We start from the raw sequence: 24551 nt of genomic DNA, 5'->3' as shown, positions 1-24551 counted from the left end.
TCATCCTCCTGGTCGGGCCCGTTGTGCGGCTTCCAGGAGTCCGGCGAGTTCCACCAGGTCGGTGCCGGTGAGGCGGGGGAGGGCGCAGCCGGACAGGGTGCGGCAGGCGTCCCGCCAGCTGCCGGGTACGGCCGCGCCGCCGCCCAGGGCGCCGGTGAGCGCGCCCACCAGGGCGGGGGCGGAGTCGGCGACCCGGGACAGGCATGCGGCGGCGGGGACGGCCTCGGCGATACGGCCCCGCGCGGCCGTGGCCAGGGCGAGCGCGACGGGGACGGTCTCGGCGGCGGCGATGCCGTAGCTGTAGACGTGGTCGACGATCTGGTGTTCCAGGAGCGGGACGAGGGCGAAGGCCGACTCGTTGTCCTCGGTGCTCGCCTCGGCCAGGACGAGGGCGTGGCGGGTGTTGCGGCCGATCTCCGTCTCCGCGGGGAGTTCGGCGAGCGCGGCCGCCACGCAGGTATCCGTGTCCGCACCGGTGAGGGCGAGGGCGAGGGCCGCCGCCATCGCCCGGGCGCCGTGCACGCCGTCGCCGTCCTGGGTGTAGCGGGCGTCGAACTCAGCGAGGTCGGCGGCGCGTCGGGGGTCGCCGGGGTGGGCCACCGCGAGGACGCAGGCGCGGACGCAGGCGGCGTCGTCGAAGTAGTGCGGGTTGTCGTGACCGGTGGCGGGCGGGCGCAGGCCGGCGGCGAGGTTGCCGAGGCCGGCGCGGACGGAGATGCGGGCGCGCAGGGGGAGGACGGCGGACTCGATCTCGGGGGCGCGTTCCGCCGCCGCGGCGACCTCGGAGGCCACGGCGGTCCAGGTGAGGTCGATGGCGGCGCGCATACGGCGTTCCCGGCTGAGGTCGCCCAGTACGTCGTCGTCGCCGGCCCGCAGGACCGCTTCCGCGGCGAACGCCGCCCACTCGGCGTCGTCGGAGGGGCCGAGGCGGAGGGGCTCGGGGGGCTGGTTGAGCGCGATCGGTACGGGGAGGGTGGTGGTGGCGTTCTGCTCGGCGAAGGTGTCCAGCTCGCGGGTGAGGCGGCGGGTCCACTCGGGCATCCTCGCGGCGCGGTGCCGTGCGGCGGGCCAGCCGGCGGCGTCCCCTGCGGCCAGGCCCAGCAGAAGCCCCTCGATACGGCGCGTCACGACACGGGCTCGCTGTCCTGGAGGGGGGCGGTGAGGGCGAGCTCCGTGAGCCCCTGCACCACCACCCCCTCCCCCCACTTCCCGCCCTCCTCAGGTACCAGCAGCTCCGCCACGTCCAGGACGTGATGGCCGGCCATGGACGGCAGGCAGCGGCCCCTCGCCGGGCCGATGGCCGAGGCCCACTCGGGCGGGATGGCCGAGATGCCCTGGGTCGCGCCGGAGAGGGCGCCTGCCACCGCCGCCGTCGTATCCGCGTCGCGGCCCATGTTGACCGCCGTGAGGACCGCTTCGCGGAAGTCGCCGTCGGCCGCCGCGTACGCGCCGAAGGCGAGGGCGACCGCTTCGGGGGCCAGGTCGGTCCAGGGGTAGCCGCCGATGACCACCGCGGAGCGGACCGCGCGTTCGCCGTGGTGGGCCACGGCCGCCGCGCGCCGCAGCGAGCGGGCGGTCCAGGAGTCCTCGGGGACGACGGCGAGTGCCGAGGCGATCACCACCGCGGGCGATGCGCCCGCCATCGCCGCCGCCACGCCCGCCGCGACCGCCTGGCCGCCGTAGATGCCCTCGCCCTCGTGGCTGACCAGGCCGTCGATCGCCACCAGACGGGCCGCTTCGGCGGGGCGGCCCGCCGCGAAGACGCCGAAGGGCGCCGCCCGCATGGCCAGGCCGTCGCTCCAGGCGTGGCGGTGCTGGGCGGAGATGGGGGCCGCGAGACCGCGGCGGAGGTTCTCCAGCGTGCCGCGCTCGCTGAAGCCCGCGCCCCGGAAGGGGCCCTCGGCCCGGTCGGCGATCCACTCGTGCCAGGCGGCCTCGACATGGGCGGGGGTGAGCGCGGAGCCGTGCCGGGCCAGCAGCAACCCCGAGAAGATCGCGTATTCGGTGTCGTCCGTGCCGCACGGCTTCTCGGTCACGTACCCGGTGATCCGGCCCCAGCGGGTACGGATCTCGGACGGCTTCAGGTTCTCCGCGGGCGCCCCGAGCGCATCGCCGACGGCCAGGCCGAGCAGCGCGCCGCGGGCCCGTTCGCGCAGTCCGGCGGCGTCCCCGGGCGCCGGGCCCGGGGGAGTGCAGGCGATCGATGCCATGGGCGGCCTCTCCTTCACGGGACCACGAGGGTCACGGGGACCTTTGCGGATGTGTCCCACGGGAGGGGCGCGCGTGAGCCTCGGGGGACGTCGTGTCACCCGGTCGGCATCTGAGCGCAGATCAGCACGTATGAGCAGTGACAGGCAAAAGCGCAGGTTAGCCCAGCCTTTCCTTGCTGGCGGCCGCGAAATTATCGGCGTATGTTCTGTGTTGTCGAAAAGTAGAACTCGTCCAAAGTTAGCTTTGGCTAAGCTTCCTGGGGGACCCCGCATGGCCATCATCGAAACCGAGGCGGCGCTGCACGAGGCGCACCGCGACAACCACACGCACCGGGATGTCAACGGCGGCTGGCTGCGTCCCGCCGTCTTCGGTGCCATGGACGGCCTGGTCTCCAACCTCGCCCTGATGACCGGCGTCGCGGGCGGATCCGTCAGCCACCAGACGATCGTCATCACCGGGCTCGCGGGCCTCGCCGCCGGTGCCTTCTCCATGGCGGCCGGTGAGTACACCTCCGTCGCCTCGCAGCGCGAACTCGTCGAGGCGGAACTCGACGTGGAGCGGCGCGAACTGCGCAAGCACCCCCAGGACGAGGAGGCCGAGCTGGCCGCGCTGTACGTGGCCCGCGGGGTCGAGCCCCGGCTGGCCCGCGAAGTCGCCCGGCAGCTGTCCGAGGATCCTGAGCAGGCCCTGGAGATACACGCCCGCGAGGAACTGGGCATCGACCCCGGCGATCTGCCGTCGCCGCTGGTCGCTGCGGTGTCGTCCTTCGGCTCGTTCGCGCTCGGCGCCCTGCTGCCCGTCCTGCCGTACCTGCTGGGTGCGACCGCCCTGTGGCCGGCCGTGCTGCTCGCGCTCGCGGGGCTGTTCGGCTGCGGTGCCGTGGTGGCCAAGGTGACCGCACGGACCTGGTGGTTCAGCGGTCTCAGGCAGCTCGCGCTGGGTGGTGCGGCGGCCGGTGTGACGTACGCCCTGGGCGCTCTGTTCGGGACGGCCGTAGGATAGCGCCGCCGGTACCTATGCGTTGGGCCGCATAAGTAGCCGTTACTCGCTGGTTTCGAATGCTTAACCACCGGGCATGAGCCGTAAGCGCTGTGGGCAATGACGCCTGCGGCGCGCTCGCGGGATGGGCGAAGGAGCTCCCCCCGCCCCCCGAAGGCCGATGGACGCCGATCTGACCGATCTTGTCCGGCTCGGTCCCCCAGACTTTCGCCGCCCGTGCGCGGCACCCCGCCGTGACCCCGCGGCACCCGGCCGTCACCCAAGCGGCGTCCGCATGTTGGAACGCAGTATCCGGTTCCCGGGAACGCCTCCATCATGTAACCTGCACGAAATTTCGCCACTCCGCAGAGGGCCAACGTCGTCCCTCGGCACTTGCACATGCCACATGACGACGACGGGAGAGCCGATGCGTTCGCCGCGCCAGCCGTCCCAGCATTCCGCGAACGGCCAGAACTGGTCCTTCATGGATGCTCGCCCTGCCGCGCAGGGTATGTACGACCCCCGCAATGAGCACGACGCCTGTGGCGTCGGCTTCGTGGCCACCCTCACCGGTGAGGCGAGCCATGCGCTGGTCGAGCAGGCGCTGACTGTTCTGCGCAACCTCGAGCACCGCGGCGCCACCGGCTCCGAGCCGGACTCCGGCGACGGCGCGGGCATCCTCTCCCAGGTGCCGGACGCGTTCTTCCGTGAGGTGGCCGGATTCGACCTTCCGGCGGCGGGCTCGTATGCCGTAGGTACCGCCTTCCTGCCGGAGGAGGGGACCCAGGACGCCGTCTCGCGGATCGAGACGATCGCGGCCGAGGAGGGTCTCACCGTCCTCGGCTGGCGCGAGGTCCCGGTCGCCCCCGAGCTGCTGGGCGCCACCGCCCGTTCGACCATGCCGGTCTTCCGTCAGGTCTTCGTCACCGACGGATCCAGCGAGGGCATCGCGCTCGACCGCAAGGCCTTCGTGCTGCGCAAGCGCGCCGAGCGGGAGGCCGGTGTCTACTTCCCGTCGCTCTCCGCCCGCACGATCGTGTACAAGGGCATGCTGACCACCGGCCAGCTGGAGCCCTTCTTCCCGGACCTGTCCGACCGCCGCTTCGCCTCTGCCGTCGCCCTGGTCCACTCGCGCTTCTCCACGAACACCTTCCCGTCGTGGCCGCTCGCGCACCCCTACCGCTTCGTCGCGCACAACGGTGAGATCAACACCGTCAAGGGCAACCGCAACTGGATGCGCGCCCGCGAGTCGCAGCTGGTCTCGGACCTGTTCGGCGACAAGGGCCTGGAGCGGATCTTCCCGGTGTGTACGCCGGACGCCTCCGACTCCGCCTCCTTCGACGAGGTGCTCGAACTCCTGCACCTGGGCGGCCGTTCGCTGCCGCACTCCGTGCTGATGATGATCCCGGAGGCGTGGGAGAACCACGACTCCATGGACCCGGCCCGGCGCGCCTTCTACGGCTTCCACTCCACGATGATGGAGCCCTGGGACGGCCCCGCCTGCGTCACCTTCACCGACGGCACCCAGGTCGGCGCCGTGCTCGACCGCAACGGCCTGCGCCCCGGCCGCTACTGGGTCACCGACGACGGCCTCGTCGTCCTCGGCTCCGAGGTCGGCGTCCTCGACATCGACCCCGCCAAGGTCGTCCGCAAGGGCCGCCTGCAGCCCGGCAAGATGTTCCTCGTCGACACCGCCGAGCACCGCATCATCGAGGACGACGAGATCAAGGCGGCCCTCGCCGCCGAGCAGCCGTACGCCGAATGGCTGGAGGCCGGCGAGATCGAGCTGGGCGACCTGCCCGAGCGCGAGCACATCGTCCACACCCACGCCTCGGTCACCCGCCGCCAGCAGACCTTCGGCTACACCGAGGAGGAGCTGCGCGTCCTCCTCGCGCCGATGGCCAAGTCCGCGGCCGAGCCGATCGGTTCGATGGGCACCGACTCGCCGATCGCCGCGCTCTCCTCGCGCCCGCGCCTGCTCTTCGACTACTTCACCCAGCTGTTCGCGCAGGTCACCAACCCGCCGCTGGACGCCATCCGCGAGGAGCTCGTGACCTCGCTGCGCTCGTCGCTGGGCCCGCAGGGCAACCTGCTCGACCCGACCGCCGCCTCCTGCCGGTCCGTCGTGCTGCCCTTCCCGGTCATCGACAACGACGAGCTGGCCAAGCTCATCCACATCAACGCCGACGGCGACCTGCCCGGCTTCATGGCCGCGACCCTGTCGGGCCTGTACCGGGTCTCCGGCGGCGGTGACGCGCTCGCCGCGCGCATCGAGGAGATCTGCGCCGAGGCCGACGCGGCCATCGAGAACGGCGCCCGGCTGATCGTCCTCTCCGACCGCCACTCGGACGCCGAGCACGCGCCGATCCCGTCGCTGCTGCTCACCGCGGCCGTCCACCACCACCTCATCCGCACCAAGCAGCGCACCCACGTGGGTCTGCTGGTCGAGGCCGGCGATGTCCGCGAGGTCCACCACGTCGCCCTGCTGATCGGCTTCGGCGCCGCGGCCGTCAACCCGTACCTGGCGATGGAGTCCGTCGAGGACCTGGTCCGCGCGGGCACCTTCCTGTCGGACATCGAGCCCGAGCAGGCCATCCGCAACCTGATCTACGCCCTCGGCAAGGGCGTCCTGAAGGTCATGTCCAAGATGGGCATCTCGACCGTCGCCTCCTACCGCGGCGCCCAGGTCTTCGAGGCCGTCGGTCTCGACGACGCCTTCGTCGAGAAGTACTTCAACGGCACGGCCACCAAGATCGGCGGCGTCGGCATCGACGTCGTCGCCAAGGAGGTCGCCGCCCGCCACGCCAAGGCCTACCCGGCCTCCGGCATCGCTCCCGCGCACCGCGCGCTGGAGATCGGCGGCGAGTACCAGTGGCGCCGCGAGGGCGAGCCGCACCTGTTCGACCCGGAGACGGTCTTCCGCCTCCAGCACTCCACGCGCTCCGGCCGCTTCGACATCTTCAAGAAGTACACCGAGCGGGTGAACGAGCAGTCCGAGCGCCTGATGACGCTGCGCGGCCTGTTCGGCTTCACGTCGGACCGGGCCCCGATCTCCGTCGACGAGGTCGAGCCGGCCTCCGAGATCGTCAAGCGGTTCTCGACCGGCGCCATGTCGTACGGCTCCATCTCCAAGGAGGCGCACGAGACCCTCGCCATCGCCATGAACCAGCTGGGCGGCAAGTCCAACACCGGTGAGGGCGGCGAGGACCCGGAGCGCCTGTACGACCCGGCGCGCCGGTCCAGCATCAAGCAGGTCGCCTCCGGCCGCTTCGGTGTCACCTCCGAGTACCTGGTCAACGCGGACGACATCCAGATCAAGATGGCCCAGGGCGCCAAGCCCGGCGAGGGCGGCCAGCTGCCCGGCCACAAGGTGTACCCGTGGGTCGCGAAGACGCGTCACTCGACGCCGGGCGTGGGCCTCATCTCCCCGCCGCCGCACCACGACATCTACTCCATCGAGGACCTGGCCCAGCTGATCCACGACCTCAAGAACGCCAACCCGGCGGCCCGCATCCACGTGAAGCTGGTCTCCGAGGTCGGCGTCGGCACGGTCGCGGCGGGCGTCTCCAAGGCGCACGCGGACGTGGTCCTGATCTCCGGTCACGACGGTGGCACGGGTGCCTCCCCGCTGACCTCGCTCAAGCACGCGGGCGGTCCCTGGGAGCTGGGCCTGGCCGAGACGCAGCAGACCCTGCTGCTCAACGGCCTGCGCGACCGGATCGTCGTCCAGACCGACGGCCAGCTCAAGACCGGTCGTGACGTGGTCATCGCCGCGCTGCTCGGCGCCGAGGAGTTCGGTTTCGCGACCGCTCCGCTGGTCGTCTCCGGCTGCGTGATGATGCGCGTCTGCCACCTGGACACCTGCCCGGTCGGCATCGCCACCCAGAACCCGACCCTGCGCGACCGCTTCGCCGGCAAGGCCGAGTACGTGGTGAACTTCTTCCGGTTCATCGCCGAGGAGGTTCGCGAGATCCTCGCCCAGCTGGGCTTCCGCTCCATCGAGGAGGCCGTCGGCCACGCCGAGGTCCTCGACGTCCAGCGGGCCGTCGACCACTGGAAGGCGCAGGGCCTGGACCTGGAGCCGCTCTTCCACGTGCCCGAGCTGCCCGAGGGCGCGGTCCGCCACCAGCTGATCGAGCAGGACCACGGCCTGGAGAAGGCCCTGGACAACGAGCTGATCAAGCTCGCCGCGGACGCCCTCGCCGCCTCGGACGCCACCGAGGCACAGCCGGTGCGCGCCCAGGTCGCCATCCGTAACATCAACCGCACGGTCGGCACCATGCTCGGCCACGAGGTGACGAAGAAGTTCGGCGGCGCGGGCCTGCCCGACGACACCATCGACATCACCTTCACCGGCTCGGCCGGCCAGTCCTTCGGCGCGTTCCTGCCGCGCGGCATCACGCTGCGCCTGGAGGGCGACGCCAACGACTACGTCGGCAAGGGACTCTCCGGCGGCCGTGTGATCGTCCGCCCGGACCGCGCGGCCGACCACCTCGCCGAGTACTCGACCATCGCGGGCAACACCATCGCCTACGGCGCCACCGGCGGCGAGCTGTTCCTGCGCGGCCGTACCGGTGAGCGGTTCTGCGTCCGCAACTCCGGCGCGCTGGTGGTCTCGGAGGGCGTGGGCGACCACGGCTGCGAGTACATGACCGGCGGTCGCGCGGTGGTCCTCGGCGAGACGGGCCGCAACTTCGCGGCCGGCATGTCCGGCGGTATCGCCTACGTCATCGACCTCGGCCGCGACAACGTCAACGTCGGCAACGCGGGCTCGGTCGAGGCGCTGGACGACACGGACAAGCAGTGGCTGCACGACGTGGTGCGCCGCCACGCCGAGGAGACCGGCTCGACGGTCGCCGAGAAGCTGCTGGCCGACTGGGACGCGGCCGTGGCGCGGTTCAGCAAGATCATCCCCAGCACGTACAAGGCAGTGCTCGCCGCCAAGGACGCCGCCGAGCGAGCCGGTCTCTCCGAGACCGAGATCACCGAGAAGATGATGGAGGCGGCGATCAATGGCTGACCCGAAGGGCTTCCTGAACCACGGCCGTGAGGTCGCCACGTCCCGCCCCGTCGCCGAGCGCGTCAAGGACTGGAACGAGGTCTACGTCCCCGGCTCCCTGCTGCCGATCATCAGCAAGCAGGCCAGCCGGTGCATGGACTGCGGCATCCCGTTCTGCCACAACGGCTGTCCGCTGGGGAACCTGATCCCGGAGTGGAACGACTACGCCTACCGCGAGGACTGGGCTGCCGCCCAGGAGCGCCTGCACGCGACCAACAACTTCCCGGAGTTCACCGGTCGCCTCTGCCCGGCCCCCTGCGAGTCGGCGTGCGTGCTCGGCATCAACCAGGCGCCGGTCACCATCAAGAACGTCGAGGTCTCGATCATCGACAAGGCGTGGGAGACCGGTGACGTCGCCCCGCAGATCCCCGAGCGCCTGTCCGGCAAGACGGTCGCGGTCATCGGCTCGGGTCCGGCGGGCCTCGCCGCCGCCCAGCAGCTGACCCGGGCCGGCCACACCGTCGCCGTCTACGAGCGCGCGGACCGCATCGGAGGCCTCCTCCGGTACGGCATCCCCGAGTTCAAGATGGAGAAGCGGCACATCAACCGCCGTATCGAGCAGATGCGCGCGGAGGGCACCCGCTTCCGTACGGGCATCGAGATCGGCCGCGACCTCAAGGCGACCGACCTGAAGAAGCGCTACGACGCGGTCGTGATCGCCGCCGGCGCCACGACCGCGCGTGACCTGCCGGTGCCGGGCCGCGAGCTCAAGGGCATCTACCAGGCCATGGAGTACCTGCCCCTGGCCAACAAGGTGCAGGAGGGCGACTACGTGACGGCGCCCATCTCGGCCGAGGGCAAGCACGTCGTGGTCATCGGCGGCGGCGACACCGGCGCGGACTGCGTGGGCACCGCCCACCGGCAGGGCGCGGCCTCCGTCACCCAGCTGGAGATCATGCCCCGCCCGAACGACGAGCGGCACCCGACCAACCAGCCCTGGCCGACCTTCCCGATGCTCTACAAGGTCACCTCGGCGCACGAGGAGGGCGGCGAGCGGGTCTACTCCGTCTCCACCACCCACTTCGAGGGCGACGAGGACGGCAACGTCCAGTGGCTGCACCTCGCCGAGGTCGAGTTCGTCGACGGCAAGCTGACCCAGAAGCCGGGTACCGAGCGCAAGATCCCGGCCCAGCTGGTCACCCTCGCCATGGGCTTCACCGGCACCGACCGGGAGAACGGCCTGGTCGAGCAGTTCGGCCTGGACCTCGACGAACGCGGTAACATCGCCCGCGACGCCGACTTCCAGACCAACGTGCCGGGAGTGTTCGTCGCCGGCGACGCCGGCCGCGGCCAGTCCCTCATCGTGTGGGCGATCGCGGAGGGCCGCTCGGCCGCCCGCGGCGTCGACCGCCGCCTGACCGGAGCCAGCGACCTGCCGGCCCCGATCCGCCCGACGGACCGCGCCCTGATGGTCTGACGGTCCATCAAGAACGTCCCGTACAAAGGCGTACGGGCGGGTCGTCTGGGGGGACACCCCCCAGACCCCCCGCAGTCGGCGCCTGCCCACCATGTCCCCGACCGGACGGATGGGCAGGCGCCGTCGCATGTTCGGGCCCGCTACGCGGTCAGACCCGACACCTTGACCCAGGCGAGGACCAGCAGCAGCGCCAGCACGGCCACGCACGCGCCCGCCTGGACCAGGGCGCGGCGCTCGTTCCGCGGAGCGTACGCATACGCCAGGGTCACGGCGCCGCCCGCCAGCAGCCCGCCGAGATGACCCTGCCAGGAGGTCACCCAAGCGGAGATCACCAGCCACAGCAGCAGACCGCCCATGTACTGGTTGACCGCACGCATGTCGTAGCCGAGGCGGCGGCTCATGACCCAGTACGCGGCGCCCAGCCCGAAGACGGCGCCGGACGCGCCGACCGTGCGGGTCTCGGGCGCGATCAGCAGCACCAGGACCGAGCCGCCGAGTGCCGACAGCAGGTACAGGGCGAGATAGCGCACCCGGCCCAGCTGTGCCTCGACCACCCGGCCGATGTTCCACAGCGCCAGCATGTTGAACAGGATGTGCGTGATGCCGAACGTGCCCTCGGCGGGCGTCAGGTGCAGGAAGGTGCCGGTCAGCAGCCGGTACCACTCGCCGTGGGCGACACCCTCCGGGTAGTAGCCCGCCGGCACGGTGCCCAGCATGTCGAACCGGTCCTCGACCGAGGGGCGCGCCAGCTCGGCGAGGTAGGCGAGCACGTTGAGCCCGATCAGGACGTACGTCACCAGCGGCACCGCGCTGATGCGGCCGCCGAACGCGGTGCGTGCCTGCCGGACCGACTGCGCACCCTCCTTCACGCACTCGACGCACTGATGACCGACGGCGGCCTCGCGCATGCAGGACGGGCAGATGTAGCGGTCGCAGCGCGTACAGCGGACGTGCGACTCCACCTTGGGATGACGAAAGCAGGTGGTGACGGCGGACTCGGCGGCCACGGCCGGCTCCTCGGGGGAAGTTCGGGACAGGGTGAGCCGGTGGGGACGGCGGCGAACAAAATAGCGAACCACGGTGACAGGAGTGCCCCCAGGGGCCCGTGATCACATAGGCTCGCCGTGCCGGCAAGCCAAGGGGGGACCATGGCCGCGATCAGTCTGCGCAAGGTGGAGGAGACCGCACCCGCGCTCGTCGGGCCGTACCGGACGGCCGGGGTCTGCCTGCGCAAGCACGGCCTGGACGAGCTGCGGGCCGCGGTGTACCTGGTGGTCGACTACTCCGGTTCGATGAAGCCGTACTACAAGGACGGCAGCGTGCAGGCGCTCGCCGACCGGGTGCTCGGCCTGTCCGCGCATCTGGACGACGACGGCCGGGTGCCGGTGGTGTTCTTCTCCACGGACATCGACGCGGTCACCGACATCGCCCTCGACGGCCACGAGGGCCGGATCGAGCGGATCGCGGCCGGGCTCGGGCACATGGGCAAGACCAGCTACCACCTGGCGATGGACGCCGTCATCGACCACTACCTGGACAGCGGAGCCACCGAGCCCGCGCTGGTCGTCTTCCAGACCGACGGCGGCCCGATCAACAAGCTCGCCGCGGAGCGCTACCTGTGCAAGGCGGCCAAGCTGCCGCTGTTCTGGCAGTTCGTCGGCTTCGGCGACCCGGGCAGCCGGCAGTTCGAGTTCCTGCGCAGACTGGACGAGCTGGCGGTTCCCGGCAAACGGCCCGTGGACAACGCCGGCTTCTTCCACGCGGGCCAGGATCCCCGGCGCGTCTCCGACGCCGAGTTGTACGACCGTCTCGTCGGCGAGTTCCCCCACTGGCTGGCGGCCGCACGCGCCGCGGGCATCGCAGGGCCGGCCTGAGTGAACTCCTTCGCACGCATCCCCAGGACCACAATGGGCTCGTGCCGACCAAGAAGAAGCCTCAGGTGACCGCCCCGAAGAAGCCGATGGCCGCCGCCGCCCAGGCGCGCCGCAGCGAACTCCTCGACACCGCAGCCGAGGTCTTCGCCGAACAGGGCTACAACGCCACCACCGTCCGCACCATCGCCGACCACGCCGGCATGCTCGCGGGCAGCCTCTACTACCACTTCGACTCCAAGGAGTCGATGCTGGAGGAGATCCTGCGGACCTTCCTCGACGAGCTGTGGGACGGCTACGACACCGTCCTGGCCGCCGGACTCGGGCCGCGCGAGACCCTTCAGGCCCTGGTCACCGAGTCCTTCCGGGAGATCGACCGGCACCGCGCCGCCGTCGCCATCTACCAGAAGGAGAGCAAGCAGCTCGTGGCGCAGGACCGCTTCGCCTTCCTCGCCGACTCCCAGCGCCGGTTCGAGAAGGCGTGGCTGTCCACGCTGGAACGCGGGGTCGCCGAGCATGTCTTCCGCGCCGACCTGGACGTCCGGCTCACCTACCGGTTCGTCCGGGACACGGTGTGGGTCGCCGCGTCCTGGTACCGGCCCGGCGGACAGCACAGCCCGGAGGAGATCGCCCGCCAGTACCTGTCGATGGTGCTGGACGGGATCGCCGTACGCGCGTGACAGTCCAGCGGCAAGGGCGTTCAGTCCGTCGTCAGGCGGGCGGCGGCCTCGCGCTGGCGCTCGCTCATGACGGACAGGAAGCGGATCACGGTCCGCAGCTCGTCCGTGCTGAACTCCTCGCAGGCCTCGACTATGTCGCGTGCCCAGTCCTCGAAGAACACGGCCAGCTCGGCGATCTTCTCCTCGTTCAGCTCGACCAGCACCCGGCGCTTGTCCGTCGGATGCTTGACCCTGCGGACGAAGCCCTTGCCCTCAAGGCGGTCGAGCAGGCCGGTGACCGAGGCGGGGGCCAGTCCGGTCAGCCCGGCCAGCTCCTTGGCGGTGAGCGGACCCTGCCGCTGGAGATAGTCGAGGGTCTTCTCCTCCGTGGCGTTCAGCCCCTGCTTCGCGGCGATCGCCGAGTGGAACATGACCGTCACGGCGCTGTGGTTCCGCCCCACCGCCATGAGCTGCTGCAACGTCTCGGCCCGCTTCGCGTCTCCCTCGGTCATGGCCTCAGACTAGCAAATATTTCGTTAGGTCGAACTAAGGACTTGCGATCACGCCTGCGCCGGTGCAAGTCTTTCGTTAGTCCGAACGAAATAAATCTGGAGCCAGGGGAGACGTCCGTGTCCACGACCCTCACCGAGAACCCGCCCACCACCGCGGAGCCGTACCGGCGCCGCTGGGCCGCCGCCGTCGTGATGATGATCGCGGCACTGATGGACCTGCTGGACGGCACGATCGTCAACGTGGCGGTCCCGTCCATCAGCCGCGACCTGCACGCCTCGGCGAGCGACCTGCAGTGGACGGTCTCCGCCTATCTGCTCGGCTTCGCCGCCGCGCTGATCGTCTCCGGTCACCTCGGTGACCGCATCGGCCGCCGCCCCCTCTTCCTCGCCGGTACGGCCGGTTTCGGAGTGGCCAGTCTGGCCTGCGGGATCGCCCAGTCGCCGGGGCAGCTGATCGCTGCGCGGGCGGTGCAGGGTGTGCTGGCGGCGGTGCTGGTGCCGCAGGTGCTCGGCTCGTTCCGCACCCTGTTCCAGGGCAAGGAGCGTGGGGCCGCCTTCGGGATGTACGGCGCCGTCGCCGGGTTCGCCTCGGCGGTCGGGCTGCTGCTCGGCGGGGTGCTCACCGACGCGGACCTGTTCGGCTGGGGCTGGCGCTCGGTGTTCCTGGTGAACGTGCCCGTCGCCGTGGCGACGTTCGTGGGCGGACTGCTGCTGCTGCCGGCCACGCGCGAGCGGTCGGCGGGGCGGCCGGACGGGCTGGGCAGTCTGCTGCTGGCCTGCGGACTGGTCGCGATCGTGCTGCCGCTCGTGCAGGGGCGGGAGAACGGCTGGCCGCTGTGGGGCTGGCTCTGCCTCGCGACCGGGGTCGTCACGGTCGTCGGGCTCGGCCTGTACGAGGCCCGGCGGCACCGGCCCGGGACGGTACCGCTGCTGCCGGCGCGCGCCTTCGGGCTTCCGGCGTTCTCGGTGGGTGTGGTGGTCCAGCTGCTGTTCTCCCTCGGCATGCAGGGGTTCTTCCTGGTCTTCGCCGTCTGGCTGCAGGGCGGCGAGCGGTACACGCCGATGCAGGCCGGGCTGGTCACCGTGGCCTTCTCGGCCGGTGGCTTCCTGACCGCGCCCGCTGCGGACGGGCTTGCCGTGAAGTACGGGCGGACGGTACTCGGTGCCGGGGCGCTGATGATGGCGGGCGGCTTCGGCTGGGTGTGGGCGGCGGTCGACGGCGCGGCCGCGGTGCACGCGGGTGCCTGGCCGATGGTGCCGGGGCTGCTGATGGCCGGGGCGGGGCTCGGGTTCCTGGTGGTGCCGCTGGTGAATGTCGTGCTGTCGGCCGTGCCGGGTGAGTTGGCCGGCGGGGCGTCGGGGATCTTCTCGACGGCTCAGCAGTTCGGGGGAGCGTTGGGAGCGGCGGTGGTCGGGACGGTGTTCTTCGGGCATGCGGGGAAGGGGCCGACGGGGGCGCTTGCGGCTGCCATGCCGTGGGTCGTCGGGGCGTTCGTGGTGTGCGGGGTGCTGTGTGCCGCGCTGCCTCGGGGGGTGTCCGAGCACTCGGCCTGAGCCCCGGCAAGCTCTCGTCGACCTAGGTGTCACATTCCAGCACCGTCCTGCACAACCCGCACCGCGCCCGCACCCTCCCCCGTACCGGCACCCTGATCCGCTGGTGGCAGGTGGGGCAGGGGAAGGAGACGCGGAGGTGGCCGGCCGGGTCGGGACTGAAGTCGTACAGCGCTCCGGGCGGGACGCCATGGCGGCGGTCGTGGGCGTAACGGCGGCGACCCGCCCAGCCGGCCCCGGTCAGCGGCGGCTGCTGCCCGTCCCGCCGGGCCCGTTCCATGCCCTTGCCGTAGGCGATGTAGGCCTGCGGACTGGTGAACCACACGGAGGGATCCTCGTGGAAGAGCAGGGAGCGCTTGGCGAGGACGTAGCCGAACTCCTCCGGGGTGAGGTAGCCGAGCTTCTGGGAGGAGACACCGTCCTCGCGGAAGGCGTCCAGCAGCAGCCAGCCCGCGCCCAGGTAGGTCGCCGCGGTGTCCGTCAGGATCTCGTTCTCCGCCGTGGTGGGGAAGGCGAGGTCGAGGCGGTGCAGATAGACGTGGGTCACCTCGTGGGCGAGCGCCGCGCCGATGTCCCTGCGGTGTGTGCGGAAGCGGTCGTTCAGCTCGACGAAGTACTCCGGGCCCGCCGCCAGTTCGACGTTGGCCGCATGGGTCATCTCCCGGAAGCCGACGATCAGCCGGGCGTCCGGCAGCCGGAAGTGCCGCACGATCTCGCGGGCCACGCGCTGCGCGCCCAGATACAGGTCGTCCGTGTCGCTGAAGGCCACGTCGGCCGGGGCCACGCTGGTCGAGAAGGTCTGGACGGTGTCGTACGACAGCCGCTTGTACAGCGCGGTGACGGCGGCCCGCACCGTCTCCAGATGCGGGTAGCCGTGCTCGACTGGTCCGCCGTTCGCCACGTCCGACCCCCAAAGACGCCGGGAATTCCTTTCCACTCTATGCGCGTGTGAGCGGATTTTCGGCGGTCGGGTTCCGCGGCGGGGACGTGAACTCCGCGCTTGTCATGCACTCCATGTGAGCTCGGACCGGCAGCAGACGCGGCGCGCACGGTCCCGGCCCCGCCTCCTGCAGCTCCAGCACCCACACCTCGTTCGCACCCTCCCGCAGGACCGGCCCGGGGACGTACAGGGACCGCTGCGGTCCCACGGACCAGTAACGGCCGAGGCCGAAGCCGTTGATCCAGACGAAGCCCCGCGTCCAGCCGGGCAGTTCGAGCCGGGCGTCCCCGGCCCCGCGGACCGTGACGGTGCCCCGGTACACCCCCGGGTCGCCCGCACCGGACAGCGCGCCGAAGGGCACCGCCTCCACGCCCTCGGCGAAGGCGTCCAGATCGAGCCCACGCGCGCGTACCCCGTGCAGATACTGCCGCTCGTGCAGCACACCCCCGGTGATGCCCTTCGCCTCGCCGGAGCGCGGCCCATAGGTGACCCTCCCCAGGGACTCCACCCACAGCTCCACGCGCGCGGGGCCCGCGACGGGCTCCTTGAGCCGGGGCTCCTCCTCGCTGAGCACCCCGGCCCGCTCACCGTCGACGTACACCACCGCGAGATCCCTGAGCCCGCGCACCGTCAGCGGGTACGGCTGCCGCGGCCCGGGCACGCTCAGCTCGTAGCGCACCAGGCCCCGGGCGACGCCCAGTTCCTCGAAGGACGGCGGTACGGGCGTGACGGTCTCCGCGCCGCCGAGCGCCTCCAGGACGTCGCCCATGGAGGCCCATTCGGTCAGCGCCACCTCAGTAGGAGAACCCAACCGAGCCGGTGGAGGCGGTAGTTCGGGCAGGGGGCCGGGGCGGTACTCGGCCAGCACCTCGCGGAAGCGCCAGAACTTCTCCGTGGGGCGCCCGTACTCGTCGACCGGCGCGTCGTAGTCGTACGAGGTCACGTCCGGCTCCAGCGGGCCCTCGTGCAGGTCACCGCCGCCCCGGTTCGCGCCCGCCCAGCCCGCGAAGCTCGTGCCGCCGTGTGCCATGTACAGGTTCACCGAGGCACCGCACTCCAGGATCTCCCGCAGCGCCTCGGCCGCCTCCCCGGGATCCCGTACGACGTGTTCCCCGCCCCAGTGGTCGAACCAGCCGCACCAGAACTCCATGCACATCAGCGGGCCCTCGGGGCGATGGCGGCGCAGCGTCTCGAAGGCCACGCGCGCGTGGGAGCCGAAGTTCACCGTGGCGAGCACCCCGGGCAGCGAGCCGCCGGTGAGCATGTGGTCCTCGGGACCGTCCGAGGTGAACAGCGGGACCGTGACCCCCTTGACCCGCAGCAGGCCGGCGAGCTGTTCGAGGTAGTCCGCGTCCGAGCCGTAGCTGCCGTACTCGTTCTCGACCTGCACCATGATCACCGGGCCGCCGCGGTCGATCTGCCGGGGCACGATCTCGTGCAGCAGAGGGCGGAACCAGTTCCGTACGTGGAACAGGAAGCGCTCGTCACGGGTACGCGCGCGCGTGCCCGGCTCGCCCGTCACCCAGTGCGGCAGCCCGCCGTTCTCCCACTCGGCGCAGATGTACGGCCCCGGCCGCACGATCGCCCACAGGCCGGCCTCGCGGACCGCGTCCAGGAACCGGCCGACCGCCCGCACGTCCCGGAAGGTCCCGGGGCCCGGCTGGTGCAGGTTCCAGGGGACGTACGTCTCCACGCAGTTGAGCCCCATCGCCCGCAGCATCTCCAGCCGGTGCCGCCACTGCCCCTCGTGCACCCGGAAGTAGTGCAGGGCGCCGGACAGCAGCCGCACGGGCCGCCCGTCCAGCAGGAAGTCGGATTCCCCCACCGCGAACTCGCTCATGCGCCCAAGCCTCGGCTCTGGCGGCGATCGACGCCATGGACGAAGATCGGCGCTGCTTGGACAAAAGTCCGCCGCCGCCGACGCCGGGAGGAGCGCCGATGTACCACACCTGGATGCGGTTCTTCAGCCCCGGCCCCGCCCACCACCGCCTCGGCCTGGTCTGCCTCGGTGTCGGCCTCCAGTACGGCGCGCTGCCCACGGTCGGCCCGCGCACCCTCGACCACCACGTGGCCGTCGTGATCAGCACGGGCGGCGGCTGGTACCGGGGCGCCGACGGCCGCCGTACGACCGTCACCGCGCCCGCGCTGCTGTGGCTCACCCCCGGAGTGGCGCACCACTACGCGCCCGACCCGGACACCGGCTGGGACGAGGGCTTCGTCGACTTCGCCGGGCCCGCCACCGCGACCTACACCGACCTCGGCTACATCGAGCCCGAGCGGCCCGTCGTCCCGCTCTCGGAGGCGGCCGGACCCCGGGCGGTCGTCGCCCGCATCGCCCGCGCCGCCCGCCGCGGCAACCCCCTGCTGGAGGTGGAGACCGGCGCCGCCGTCCACGAGCTGCTCGTCGCCCTGCGCCGGGCCCGCGCCGACCTAGCCCCCGACGGCGACGAGGTGCTCCAGGCCCTGGCCAGGGACGCCTGCAGGCCGATGAGCGTCGCCGACCACGCCGCCCGGCACGGGATGACCCCCGCCGAGCTGCGCGGCGCCGTCCGCCGTGCCGCGGGATGCAGCCCCAAGGACTACCTTCTCGGCATCCGCCTGGGCCGCGCCAAGGAACTCCTCGCCGCCACCGAACTGCCCGTCGCGGCCGTCGCCCGGCGCGTCGGCTACGACGACCCCGCCTACTTCTCCCGCCTGTTCACCCGCCGGGTCGGCCTCGCCCCCGTCCGCTTCCGCGCCCAGCAGGGCCGCAGCGTCCCGGGAGGCTGGAGCGACCGGATTCCGGACCCGGACGATCCTCCGATGATCGACGGCTGATCACATGCTGATCGGCCGATGATCGGAAGGCCCCGCGCCCCTTAGGGTTGACGCCCATGACCATCAGCAACACCGGTACCGGTGACGTCGACCCCGTGGTCCGCCAGGAGCTGGATCGGCTGCGCGAGAGCATCGACAACATCGACGCGGCCGTCGTCCACATGCTCGCGGAGCGCTTCAAGTGCACCCAGCAGGTCGGCCGGCTCAAGGCGGTGCACCAGCTGCCGCCCGCCGACCCGGCCCGCGAGGCGCGGCAGATCGAGCGGCTGCGCAGCCTCGCCGAGAACGCCAAGCTCGACCCGGCGTTCGCCGAGAAGTTCCTGAACTTCATCATCGCCGAGGTGATCCGGCACCACGAGTCCATCGCCGAGGACACCGCCAACGGGGAGCCGGGCTCCGGCGACTGACCGGCCCGTACGGGGGATTCGGACAAAAGGTGTGTACCGATCCACCCCTGTGCGCTGTCAGTGCGATCAGGCAGCATGGCTGCATGTCCGTCATCACGCGCGACGAAGCGCAGCTCCGAGCACAGCTCCTCGACGTCCACCGCTACACGATCGAGCTCGACCTCACCACGGGGGACGAGACCTTCGACTCCCGCACCGTGATCAGGTTCAGCGCGCGGTCCGACGGAGACACGTTCGTCGAGCTGAAGCCCGCCGAGCTGCGCGCCGTCACGCTGGACGGACAGCCCCTCGACCCGGAGTCCTTCCGTGACGAGCGGCTGCCGCTGAAGAACCTCACCGCAGGCGAGCACGAACTGCGCATAGAGGCGGCCATGCGCTACTCCCGCACCGGCGAGGGCATGCACCGCTTCACCGACCCCACCGACGGCGAGACCTACGTCTACACCCAGCTGTTCCTGGACGACGTCCAGCGCGTCTTCGCCGCCTTCGACCAGCCCGACCTGAAGGCCGTCTTCGAGCTCACCGTCACCGCGCCCGACGGCTGGACCGTCCTCGCCAACGGCATCACCGAGCACCTCGGCGAGGGCCGCTGGCGGGCCGCCCCGACCCCGCTGATCTCCACCTACCTCGTCGCGGTCGCCGCCGGCCCCTTCCACTCCGTGCGCACCGAGCACCGCGGCCTGCCCTTCGGCATCCACTGCCGCCGCTCCCTCGCCCCCCACCTCGACACCGACGCCGAGGAGATCCTCGAGATCACGCGCGCGTGCTTCGACCGCTACCACGAGAAGTTCGAGGAGCCCTACCCCTTCGACTCCTACGACCAGGCGTTCGTCCCCGAATTCAACGCCGGCGCCATGGAGAACCCCGGCCTGGTCACCTTCCGTGACGAGTTCGTCTTCCGCTCCGCCGTCACCGACACCGAGCGGCAGACCCGCGCCATGGTCATCGCCCACGAGATGGCCCACATGTGGTTCGGCGACCTCGTCACCCTCAAGTGGTGGGACGACATCTGGCTGAACGAGTCCTTCGCCGAGTACATGGGCTACCAGACCACCCTCGAGGCGACCCGCTTCACCGAACCGTGGGTCGAGTTCGGCGTCACCCGCAAGGCCTGGGGCTACGACGCCGACCAGCGCCCCTCCACGCACCCGGTGGCCCCCGAGGCGGTCGAGGATACCGCCGCCGCGCTGCTCAACTTCGACGGCATCTCCTACGCCAAGGGCGCCTCCGCGCTGCGCCAGCTGGTGGCCTGGCTCGGCGAGAAGGACTTCCTCGCCGGCATCAACATCCACTTCAAGCGGCACCGGTTCGCCAACGCCACCCTCGCCGACTTCATCGACTCCCTCGCCGCGGCCACCGAGCGCGACGTGCACGCCTGGGCCGACGCCTGGCTGCGCACCACCGGAGTCGACACGCTCGCCCCGTCGATCCGGTCCGCCGACGGCACCTGCGCCCTGACCGTCGACCGCGCGGGCAGCCGCCCGCACCGCGTCAGCGTCGGCCTGTACGACCGCGACCTCACCGACGCGGGCCGCCTCGTCCTGCGCGAGCGCATCGGCCTCGACCTCCCCCAGACCGCTCCGGAGCCCGTCGGCAAGCGTCCCGCGCTGCTCCTGCTCAACGACGGCGACCTGACCTACGCCAAGATCCGTTTCGACGCCGAGTCCTTCGAGGCGGTCCGCACGGGCCTGTCCGGGCTGCCCGACCCGCTCACCCGCGCGGTGGTGTGGAACGCCCTCAGGGACGCCGTCCGCGACGGCGAGCTCCCGCCCCGGGCCTACCTGGACACGGCCCGCGCCCACCTCCCGCGCGAGACCGACCTGGCCCTCGTGCAGGGCGTCCTCGCCTTCGCCTCCGCCCATGTCGCCGACCGCTATCTGAGCCCCGAGGAGCGCCCGGCCGCCCTCGCCACCCTCGGCTCCCTCTGCCGCGACCTGCTGCGCCGCACCGAGGACGGCGACCACCCCGGTCTGCGCCTGATCGCCGTACGGCACTTCATCCACGTCGCCGCCCACCCCGACACCATCGCCGCCTGGCTCGCCGACGGCACGGTGCCCGGCGGTCCGGAGCTCGACCCCGAGCTGCGCTGGCGCATCCTCGGCCGGCTCGCCGTGCTCGGCGCCACCGACGAGGCCGCCATCGCCGCCGAGCTGGAGCGCGACCCGTCCGCCACCGGCCAGGAGGGCGCCGCCACCTGCCGTGCCGCCCTGCCCGACGCCGAGGCCAAGTGCGCGGCCTGGGAGGCGATGTTCGCCACGGACGACCTCTCCAACTACCTGTTCACGGCCACCGCCCGAGGCTTCTGGCAGCCCGAACAGGCCGACCTGGTACGGGAGTACGTGCCGCGCTACTACGAGGACGTGGTCGCCCTCGCCGCCCGCCGCGGCCCGGCCATCGCCGCCGCGGCCGGCCGCTGGGCCTTCCCGCACCACGCCGTCGACGCCGAACACCTCGCCCTCGGCGAGGCCTGCCTGCGCGAGGCCGACCCGGTCGTCGCCCTGCGCCGCAAGCTGGTGGACGAACTGGACGACCTGGCCCGGGCGTTGCGGGTGCGGGGCGAATAGACCCGAGGAGCCGCCCCTGCGGCGGACCGGATTCAGCGCGTGCCGGTCCGCCGCAACTCGGCCCACCGTACGGCCCGTTCGCGCGATCCCGTCCGCCGGTCGCCCGACTCGGCGGCGGCAGCGGCGACGTCGAGCGCGAAACCGAGCCGCTCCAGGAAGCGCGCACCGGAATGCCAGGCGGCCGGGACCGTCGCCGTGACCAGGGACACGTCCCCGGCCCGGGCCAGCAGGGCCTCGGCCGGCGCCCGGCCGAGGCCCCGGCCCCGCGCCCACGGCGCCAGCAGGAACAGGCCCACCGCCACCGCGCCCGGCTCCGGATGGTCCCGCACCGCGTCCACCAGGCCCGCGACCACGCCGTCCCGCTCCAGCACCAGAAGCACCTTGTCGTCGGGGCTCGCACCCTCCGGCAGCGCGTAGAACAGGCTCTGCACGTCACCCGGCCCGGACGGCAGCCCCGTCGCCGCCAGGAACCAGTCCTCGCACTCCTCGAACAGCGTCAGCAGCGGCACCTCGTCCGCGGGACCGGGCTCACGCACCACCACCCGCTCTCCGGGCACGTCGATCATCCACGCGTCCACCATCCGACCGACGTCAGCCGCGCGACCGGCCTCTTTCCAACGTCCCAACGCGCTTTCCCCGTACGGCAATACCCACTTTCGGGTACCGATCGTCGGTCTTTCCGGACGCGCAGGACCCTTCCTGCACAAACTGGAAGACGTCGTACAGGGGCCCCTGCACAGGCCGGGCACCCCATGGTCGCCCCCTTGCCCCACGCGCCCCGGAGGAGAGCCCATGAGCACGCCGCCCCTCGCCTCAGGACCGGACGGCCCCAAAGCCCTGCGGCCGCTCCTGGACACCGTGCTCGACGCGCTCGCGAGCGGCGCCCGGGCCCGCGGCGGACCGCTGCCGGCCGGCGGACCCGAGGCCGTCGCCGCACGGATCGCCGACGCCCTCGGAGACGTCCTGCCGGACACCGGCGACCCCGACGCGCTGCGCGCCCTCGTGCACGCCCTGGCCGAGGGCGCGGCCGACCCCGCCGACCCGCTGTGCGCGGCCCATCTGCACTGTCCGCCGCTCGCCGTCGCCACCGCCGCCGACCTCGCCGTGAGCGTCCTCAACCCGTCCCTCGACTCCTGGGACCAGGCCCCCGCCGCCTCCGCCCTGGAGACCGAGGTCAGCCGCGCCCTCGCCCACGAGATCGGCCTGGCCGACGCCCTGGTCACCACCGGCGGCACCGAGTCCAACCAGCTCGCCCTGCTGCTCGCCCGCGAGGCCCACGGCGGCAGCGTCCGGCTGGTCTGCGGGGCGGGCGCCCACCACTCCCTGCCCCGCGCCGCCTGGCTCCTCGGCCTTCCGGAGCCGGTCGTCCTCCCCGCCCCCGGCGGCACCCTCGACCCGGCCGCCCTCGACGCCGCGCTCTCCGCGCTCTCCGGCCCCCTGCTGGTCGCCGCCACCGCCGGCACCACCGACGCGGGGCTCATCGACCCGCTGCCCGAGATCGCCGGCCTGTGCAGCGCCCACGGCGTCCGCCTGCACATCGACGCCTCCTACGGCGGAGGCCTCGCCTTCAGCGACCGGCACCGGGAGAAGCTCGCCGGGCTCGAGGCCGCCCACACCGTCACCCTCGACCTGCACAAAATCGGCTGGCAGCCGGTCGCCGCCGGACTGCTCGCCGTGGCCCGGCCCAGCGAACTCGCCGTCCTGCACCAGCGTGCCGACTACCTGAACGCCGAGGACGACACCGAGGCCGGACTCCCCGATCTGCTCGGCCGCTCCCTGCGCACCACCCGCCGCCCGGACATCCTCAAGATCGCCGTCACCCTGAAGACGCTGGGCCGCAGCGGACTCGGCGCCCTCGTCGACCAAGTCTGCGCCCGTGCAATCGAGTTCGCCGCGCTCGTCCAGGGCCGCCCCGGCCTCGAACTGTACGACCGGCCCGTCATCAGCACGGTCCTGTTCCGGCCCGCAGACGCGGACGACGACGCCGTGGCCGCCTTACGCCGCAGGCTGCTGCACGAGGGCCGGGCCGTCCTCGGCCGCGCCCGTCTCGACGGCCGCCTCTGGCTCAAGGCCGTCCTCCTCAACCCCCACACCCGGTCCGACGAACTGGCCCAGCTCCTCACACTCGTAGAAGGAACGACCCCCAGATGACCATCCCCCCATGCCACGAGCCCGAGTACCCGCGCGACCTGGTCGGCATCGGCATCGGCCCCTGCAACCTATCCCTCGCCGCCCTCGCCGACCCGCTCGCCGCGCTCGACGCCGTCTTCTACGAGCAGCGCCCCGCCTTCGACTGGCACCCCGGCCTCCTCATCGAGGGCGCCACCATCCAAGTGCCCTTCCTGGCCGACCTGGTGAGCCTCACCGACCCCACCAGCCCCTGGAGCTTCCTCAATTACCTCAAGACCCGCGAGCGGCTCTTCCCCTTCTACTTCGGCGAGCGCTTCCACATCCAGCGCGCCGAGTACGACGCCTACTGCCGCTGGGTCTCCGAGAACCTCTCCGGGCTGCACTTCAGCCACCAGGTCGACGCCGTCCGCTGGAACCCCGAACGCGACGTGTTCGAGGTCGACTTCACCCAGCTCGACGCCGAGGGCGAGGCCGAGGCGCTCGGCCGTACCTACACCCGCAACGTCGTCCTCGGTGTCGGTACCGCCCCCTATGTACCCGACCCCCTCAGGCCCCTGGTCGAGGCGCCCGGCGTCCCGGTCCTCCACGCCGCCGACTACCTGGACCACCGTGCCGCCCTCCTGGCCGCCGACCACGTCACCGTCGTCGGCTCCGGACAGTCCGGCGCCGAGGTCTTCCTCGACCTGCTGCGCCACCGCCCCGTCGGCCGCGAGAAGCTGCACTGGATCGGGCGTACGGAGGCGTTCGCGCCCATGGAGTACTCCAAGCTGGGTCTGGAGCACTTCACCCCCGACTACACCCGCTACTTCCAGGCGCTCGCCGAGCCCGTACGCGACCGGCTGATCCCCGCCCAGTGGCAGCTGCACAAGGGCGTCGACGCCGGCACGCTCGCCGCCATCCACGACGAGCTGTACCGGCGCACCCTGGACGGCGGCTGGCCCGACGCCGTCCTCACCCCCGGCGTCCTCGTGCGCACCGCCGGCCGCATCGCCACCACCAAGGTCGAACTCCACCTGGAACACGTCCAGCAGGGCAGCCGCTCCCGGCTCACCACCGGAGCCGTCGTTCTCGCCACCGGCTACCGCGAGCGCCCGCTCGGCCGCATCCTCGCCGGACTCGACCCCTACATGCGCCTCGACAGCAGCGAACGCCCGCGCATCGACGAGGAGTTCCGGCTCGTCCTCGACCCCTCGGTCACCGGATCGGTGTACGTCCAGAACGCCGAACTGCACACCCACGGCGTCGGCGCGCCCGACCTCGGCCTCGCCGCCTGGCGCAGCGCGACCATCCTCAACTCCCTCACCGGCAAAGAGCCGTACCCGCTGCCCACGAGAACGGCCTTCACCACGTTCGGACTTGAGGAGCCGCAACCCAGAGACCCGCAGGATCGGCAGGCCAAGCAGCTGACTCCGCTGGTGGAGGGAAGGTGAGGAGT

18 protein-coding genes are annotated in these 24551 nt (G+C 71.9%); 11 read left to right on the top strand and 7 right to left on the bottom strand.

Annotated elements, in window-relative coordinates:
* Together ACZ5DS_RS01475 and ACZ5DS_RS01470 are read right to left on the bottom strand one after the other, a co-directional pair.
* Positions 1-1128, bottom strand: a complete 1128-nt coding sequence (locus ACZ5DS_RS01475) for an ADP-ribosylglycohydrolase family protein (RefSeq protein ID WP_468232825.1) — start codon at positions 1126-1128, stop codon at positions 1-3.
* The gene (locus tag ACZ5DS_RS01470; protein ID WP_468232823.1) at positions 1125-2210 is read right to left on the bottom strand and encodes an ADP-ribosylglycohydrolase family protein; all 1086 of its coding nucleotides are present in this window, start codon (positions 2208-2210) and stop codon (positions 1125-1127) included. Before ACZ5DS_RS01470 ends, ACZ5DS_RS01475 begins: the two co-directional genes overlap by 4 nt.
* Before the next feature lie 271 nt (positions 2211-2481).
* On the opposite strand from ACZ5DS_RS01470, the gene ACZ5DS_RS01465 reads away from it, so the two are divergent.
* From ACZ5DS_RS01465 to ACZ5DS_RS01455, 3 genes are all read left to right on the top strand, one after another.
* Positions 2482-3213: a VIT1/CCC1 transporter family protein gene (locus tag ACZ5DS_RS01465; protein WP_468232821.1), complete on the top strand. Its 732-nt coding sequence runs from the start codon at positions 2482-2484 to the stop codon at positions 3211-3213.
* 403 nt (positions 3214-3616) lie between these two features.
* Positions 3617-8209: a glutamate synthase large subunit gene (gene gltB, locus ACZ5DS_RS01460; RefSeq protein ID WP_468232819.1), complete on the top strand. Its 4593-nt coding sequence runs from the start codon at positions 3617-3619 to the stop codon at positions 8207-8209.
* Positions 8202-9665 carry a glutamate synthase subunit beta gene (locus tag ACZ5DS_RS01455; protein ID WP_468232817.1) on the top strand — a complete coding sequence of 488 codons (1464 nt, stop codon included), beginning with the start codon at positions 8202-8204 and terminating at the stop codon, positions 9663-9665. The genes gltB and ACZ5DS_RS01455 overlap by 8 nt, the downstream gene beginning before the upstream one ends.
* 140 nt (positions 9666-9805) lie before the next feature.
* On the opposite strand, the gene ACZ5DS_RS01450 is transcribed toward ACZ5DS_RS01455, so the two are convergent.
* A complete protein-coding gene (locus tag ACZ5DS_RS01450; protein WP_468232815.1) occupies positions 9806-10672 on the bottom strand; it encodes a rhomboid family intramembrane serine protease in 867 nt (288 codons plus the stop codon).
* A 141-nt stretch (positions 10673-10813) separates the two neighbouring features.
* On the opposite strand from ACZ5DS_RS01450, the gene ACZ5DS_RS01445 reads away from it, so the two are divergent.
* Both ACZ5DS_RS01445 and ACZ5DS_RS01440 read left to right on the top strand, forming a co-directional pair.
* Positions 10814-11539 (top strand): VWA domain-containing protein, encoded by a 726-nt coding sequence (locus tag ACZ5DS_RS01445; RefSeq protein WP_468232813.1) that lies wholly within the window; start codon positions 10814-10816, stop codon positions 11537-11539.
* A gap of 41 nt (positions 11540-11580) precedes the next feature.
* Complete coding sequence (locus tag ACZ5DS_RS01440) at positions 11581-12216, top strand: TetR/AcrR family transcriptional regulator (RefSeq protein ID WP_468232811.1); 636 nt, start codon at positions 11581-11583, stop codon at positions 12214-12216.
* A gap of 20 nt (positions 12217-12236) precedes the next feature.
* On the opposite strand, the gene ACZ5DS_RS01435 is transcribed toward ACZ5DS_RS01440, so the two are convergent.
* The gene (locus tag ACZ5DS_RS01435) at positions 12237-12707 is read right to left on the bottom strand and encodes a MarR family winged helix-turn-helix transcriptional regulator (RefSeq protein ID WP_468232810.1); all 471 of its coding nucleotides are present in this window, start codon (positions 12705-12707) and stop codon (positions 12237-12239) included.
* Positions 12708-12824: 117 nt separating this feature from the next.
* Between ACZ5DS_RS01435 and ACZ5DS_RS01430 the strand changes: the two genes are divergently transcribed.
* The gene (locus ACZ5DS_RS01430; RefSeq protein ID WP_468232808.1) at positions 12825-14261 is read left to right on the top strand and encodes an MFS transporter; all 1437 of its coding nucleotides are present in this window, start codon (positions 12825-12827) and stop codon (positions 14259-14261) included.
* 22 nt (positions 14262-14283) lie between these two features.
* Here ACZ5DS_RS01430 and ACZ5DS_RS01425 read toward each other — a convergent pair whose 3' ends face one another.
* Together ACZ5DS_RS01425 and ACZ5DS_RS01420 are read right to left on the bottom strand one after the other, a co-directional pair.
* Positions 14284-15159 carry a hypothetical protein gene (locus tag ACZ5DS_RS01425; RefSeq protein WP_468232806.1) on the bottom strand — a complete coding sequence of 292 codons (876 nt, stop codon included), beginning with the start codon at positions 15157-15159 and terminating at the stop codon, positions 14284-14286.
* A 37-nt stretch (positions 15160-15196) separates the two neighbouring features.
* Positions 15197-17038 (bottom strand): glycoside hydrolase family 35 protein, encoded by a 1842-nt coding sequence (locus ACZ5DS_RS01420; RefSeq protein WP_468232804.1) that lies wholly within the window; start codon positions 17036-17038, stop codon positions 15197-15199.
* Between the two features lie 98 nt (positions 17039-17136).
* Here ACZ5DS_RS01420 and ACZ5DS_RS01415 point away from each other — a divergent pair, with 98 nt between their 5' ends.
* The 3 genes from ACZ5DS_RS01415 (at position 17137) to pepN (ending at position 20986) form a co-directional block, all read left to right on the top strand.
* Positions 17137-18015, top strand: a complete 879-nt coding sequence (locus tag ACZ5DS_RS01415; RefSeq protein ID WP_468232802.1) for a helix-turn-helix domain-containing protein — start codon at positions 17137-17139, stop codon at positions 18013-18015.
* Positions 18016-18071: 56 nt separating this feature from the next.
* On the top strand, positions 18072-18422 hold the full coding sequence (locus tag ACZ5DS_RS01410) for a chorismate mutase (protein ID WP_468232800.1): 351 nt from the start codon (positions 18072-18074) through the stop codon (positions 18420-18422).
* A gap of 83 nt (positions 18423-18505) precedes the next feature.
* Positions 18506-20986: an aminopeptidase N gene (gene pepN, locus ACZ5DS_RS01405; protein WP_468232798.1), complete on the top strand. Its 2481-nt coding sequence runs from the start codon at positions 18506-18508 to the stop codon at positions 20984-20986.
* Positions 20987-21018: 32 nt separating this feature from the next.
* Here the strand turns inward: pepN and ACZ5DS_RS01400 are convergent, their stop codons facing one another.
* Positions 21019-21567, bottom strand: a complete 549-nt coding sequence (locus ACZ5DS_RS01400) for a GNAT family N-acetyltransferase (RefSeq protein WP_468232797.1) — start codon at positions 21565-21567, stop codon at positions 21019-21021.
* A gap of 211 nt (positions 21568-21778) precedes the next feature.
* Between ACZ5DS_RS01400 and ACZ5DS_RS01395 the strand changes: the two genes are divergently transcribed.
* On the top strand, positions 21779-23137 hold the full coding sequence (locus ACZ5DS_RS01395) for a pyridoxal phosphate-dependent decarboxylase family protein (RefSeq protein WP_468232795.1): 1359 nt from the start codon (positions 21779-21781) through the stop codon (positions 23135-23137).
* A complete protein-coding gene (locus ACZ5DS_RS01390; RefSeq protein ID WP_468232794.1) occupies positions 23134-24546 on the top strand; it encodes a lysine N(6)-hydroxylase/L-ornithine N(5)-oxygenase family protein in 1413 nt (470 codons plus the stop codon). The genes ACZ5DS_RS01395 and ACZ5DS_RS01390 overlap by 4 nt, the downstream gene beginning before the upstream one ends.
* Positions 24547-24551 lie beyond the last annotated feature (5 nt).

This window comes from Streptomyces sp. NPDC031100, from assembly GCF_055570785.1.
Note: the sequence above shows the minus strand (reverse complement) of the source record. Positions and strands in the feature narration are given on the sequence as shown.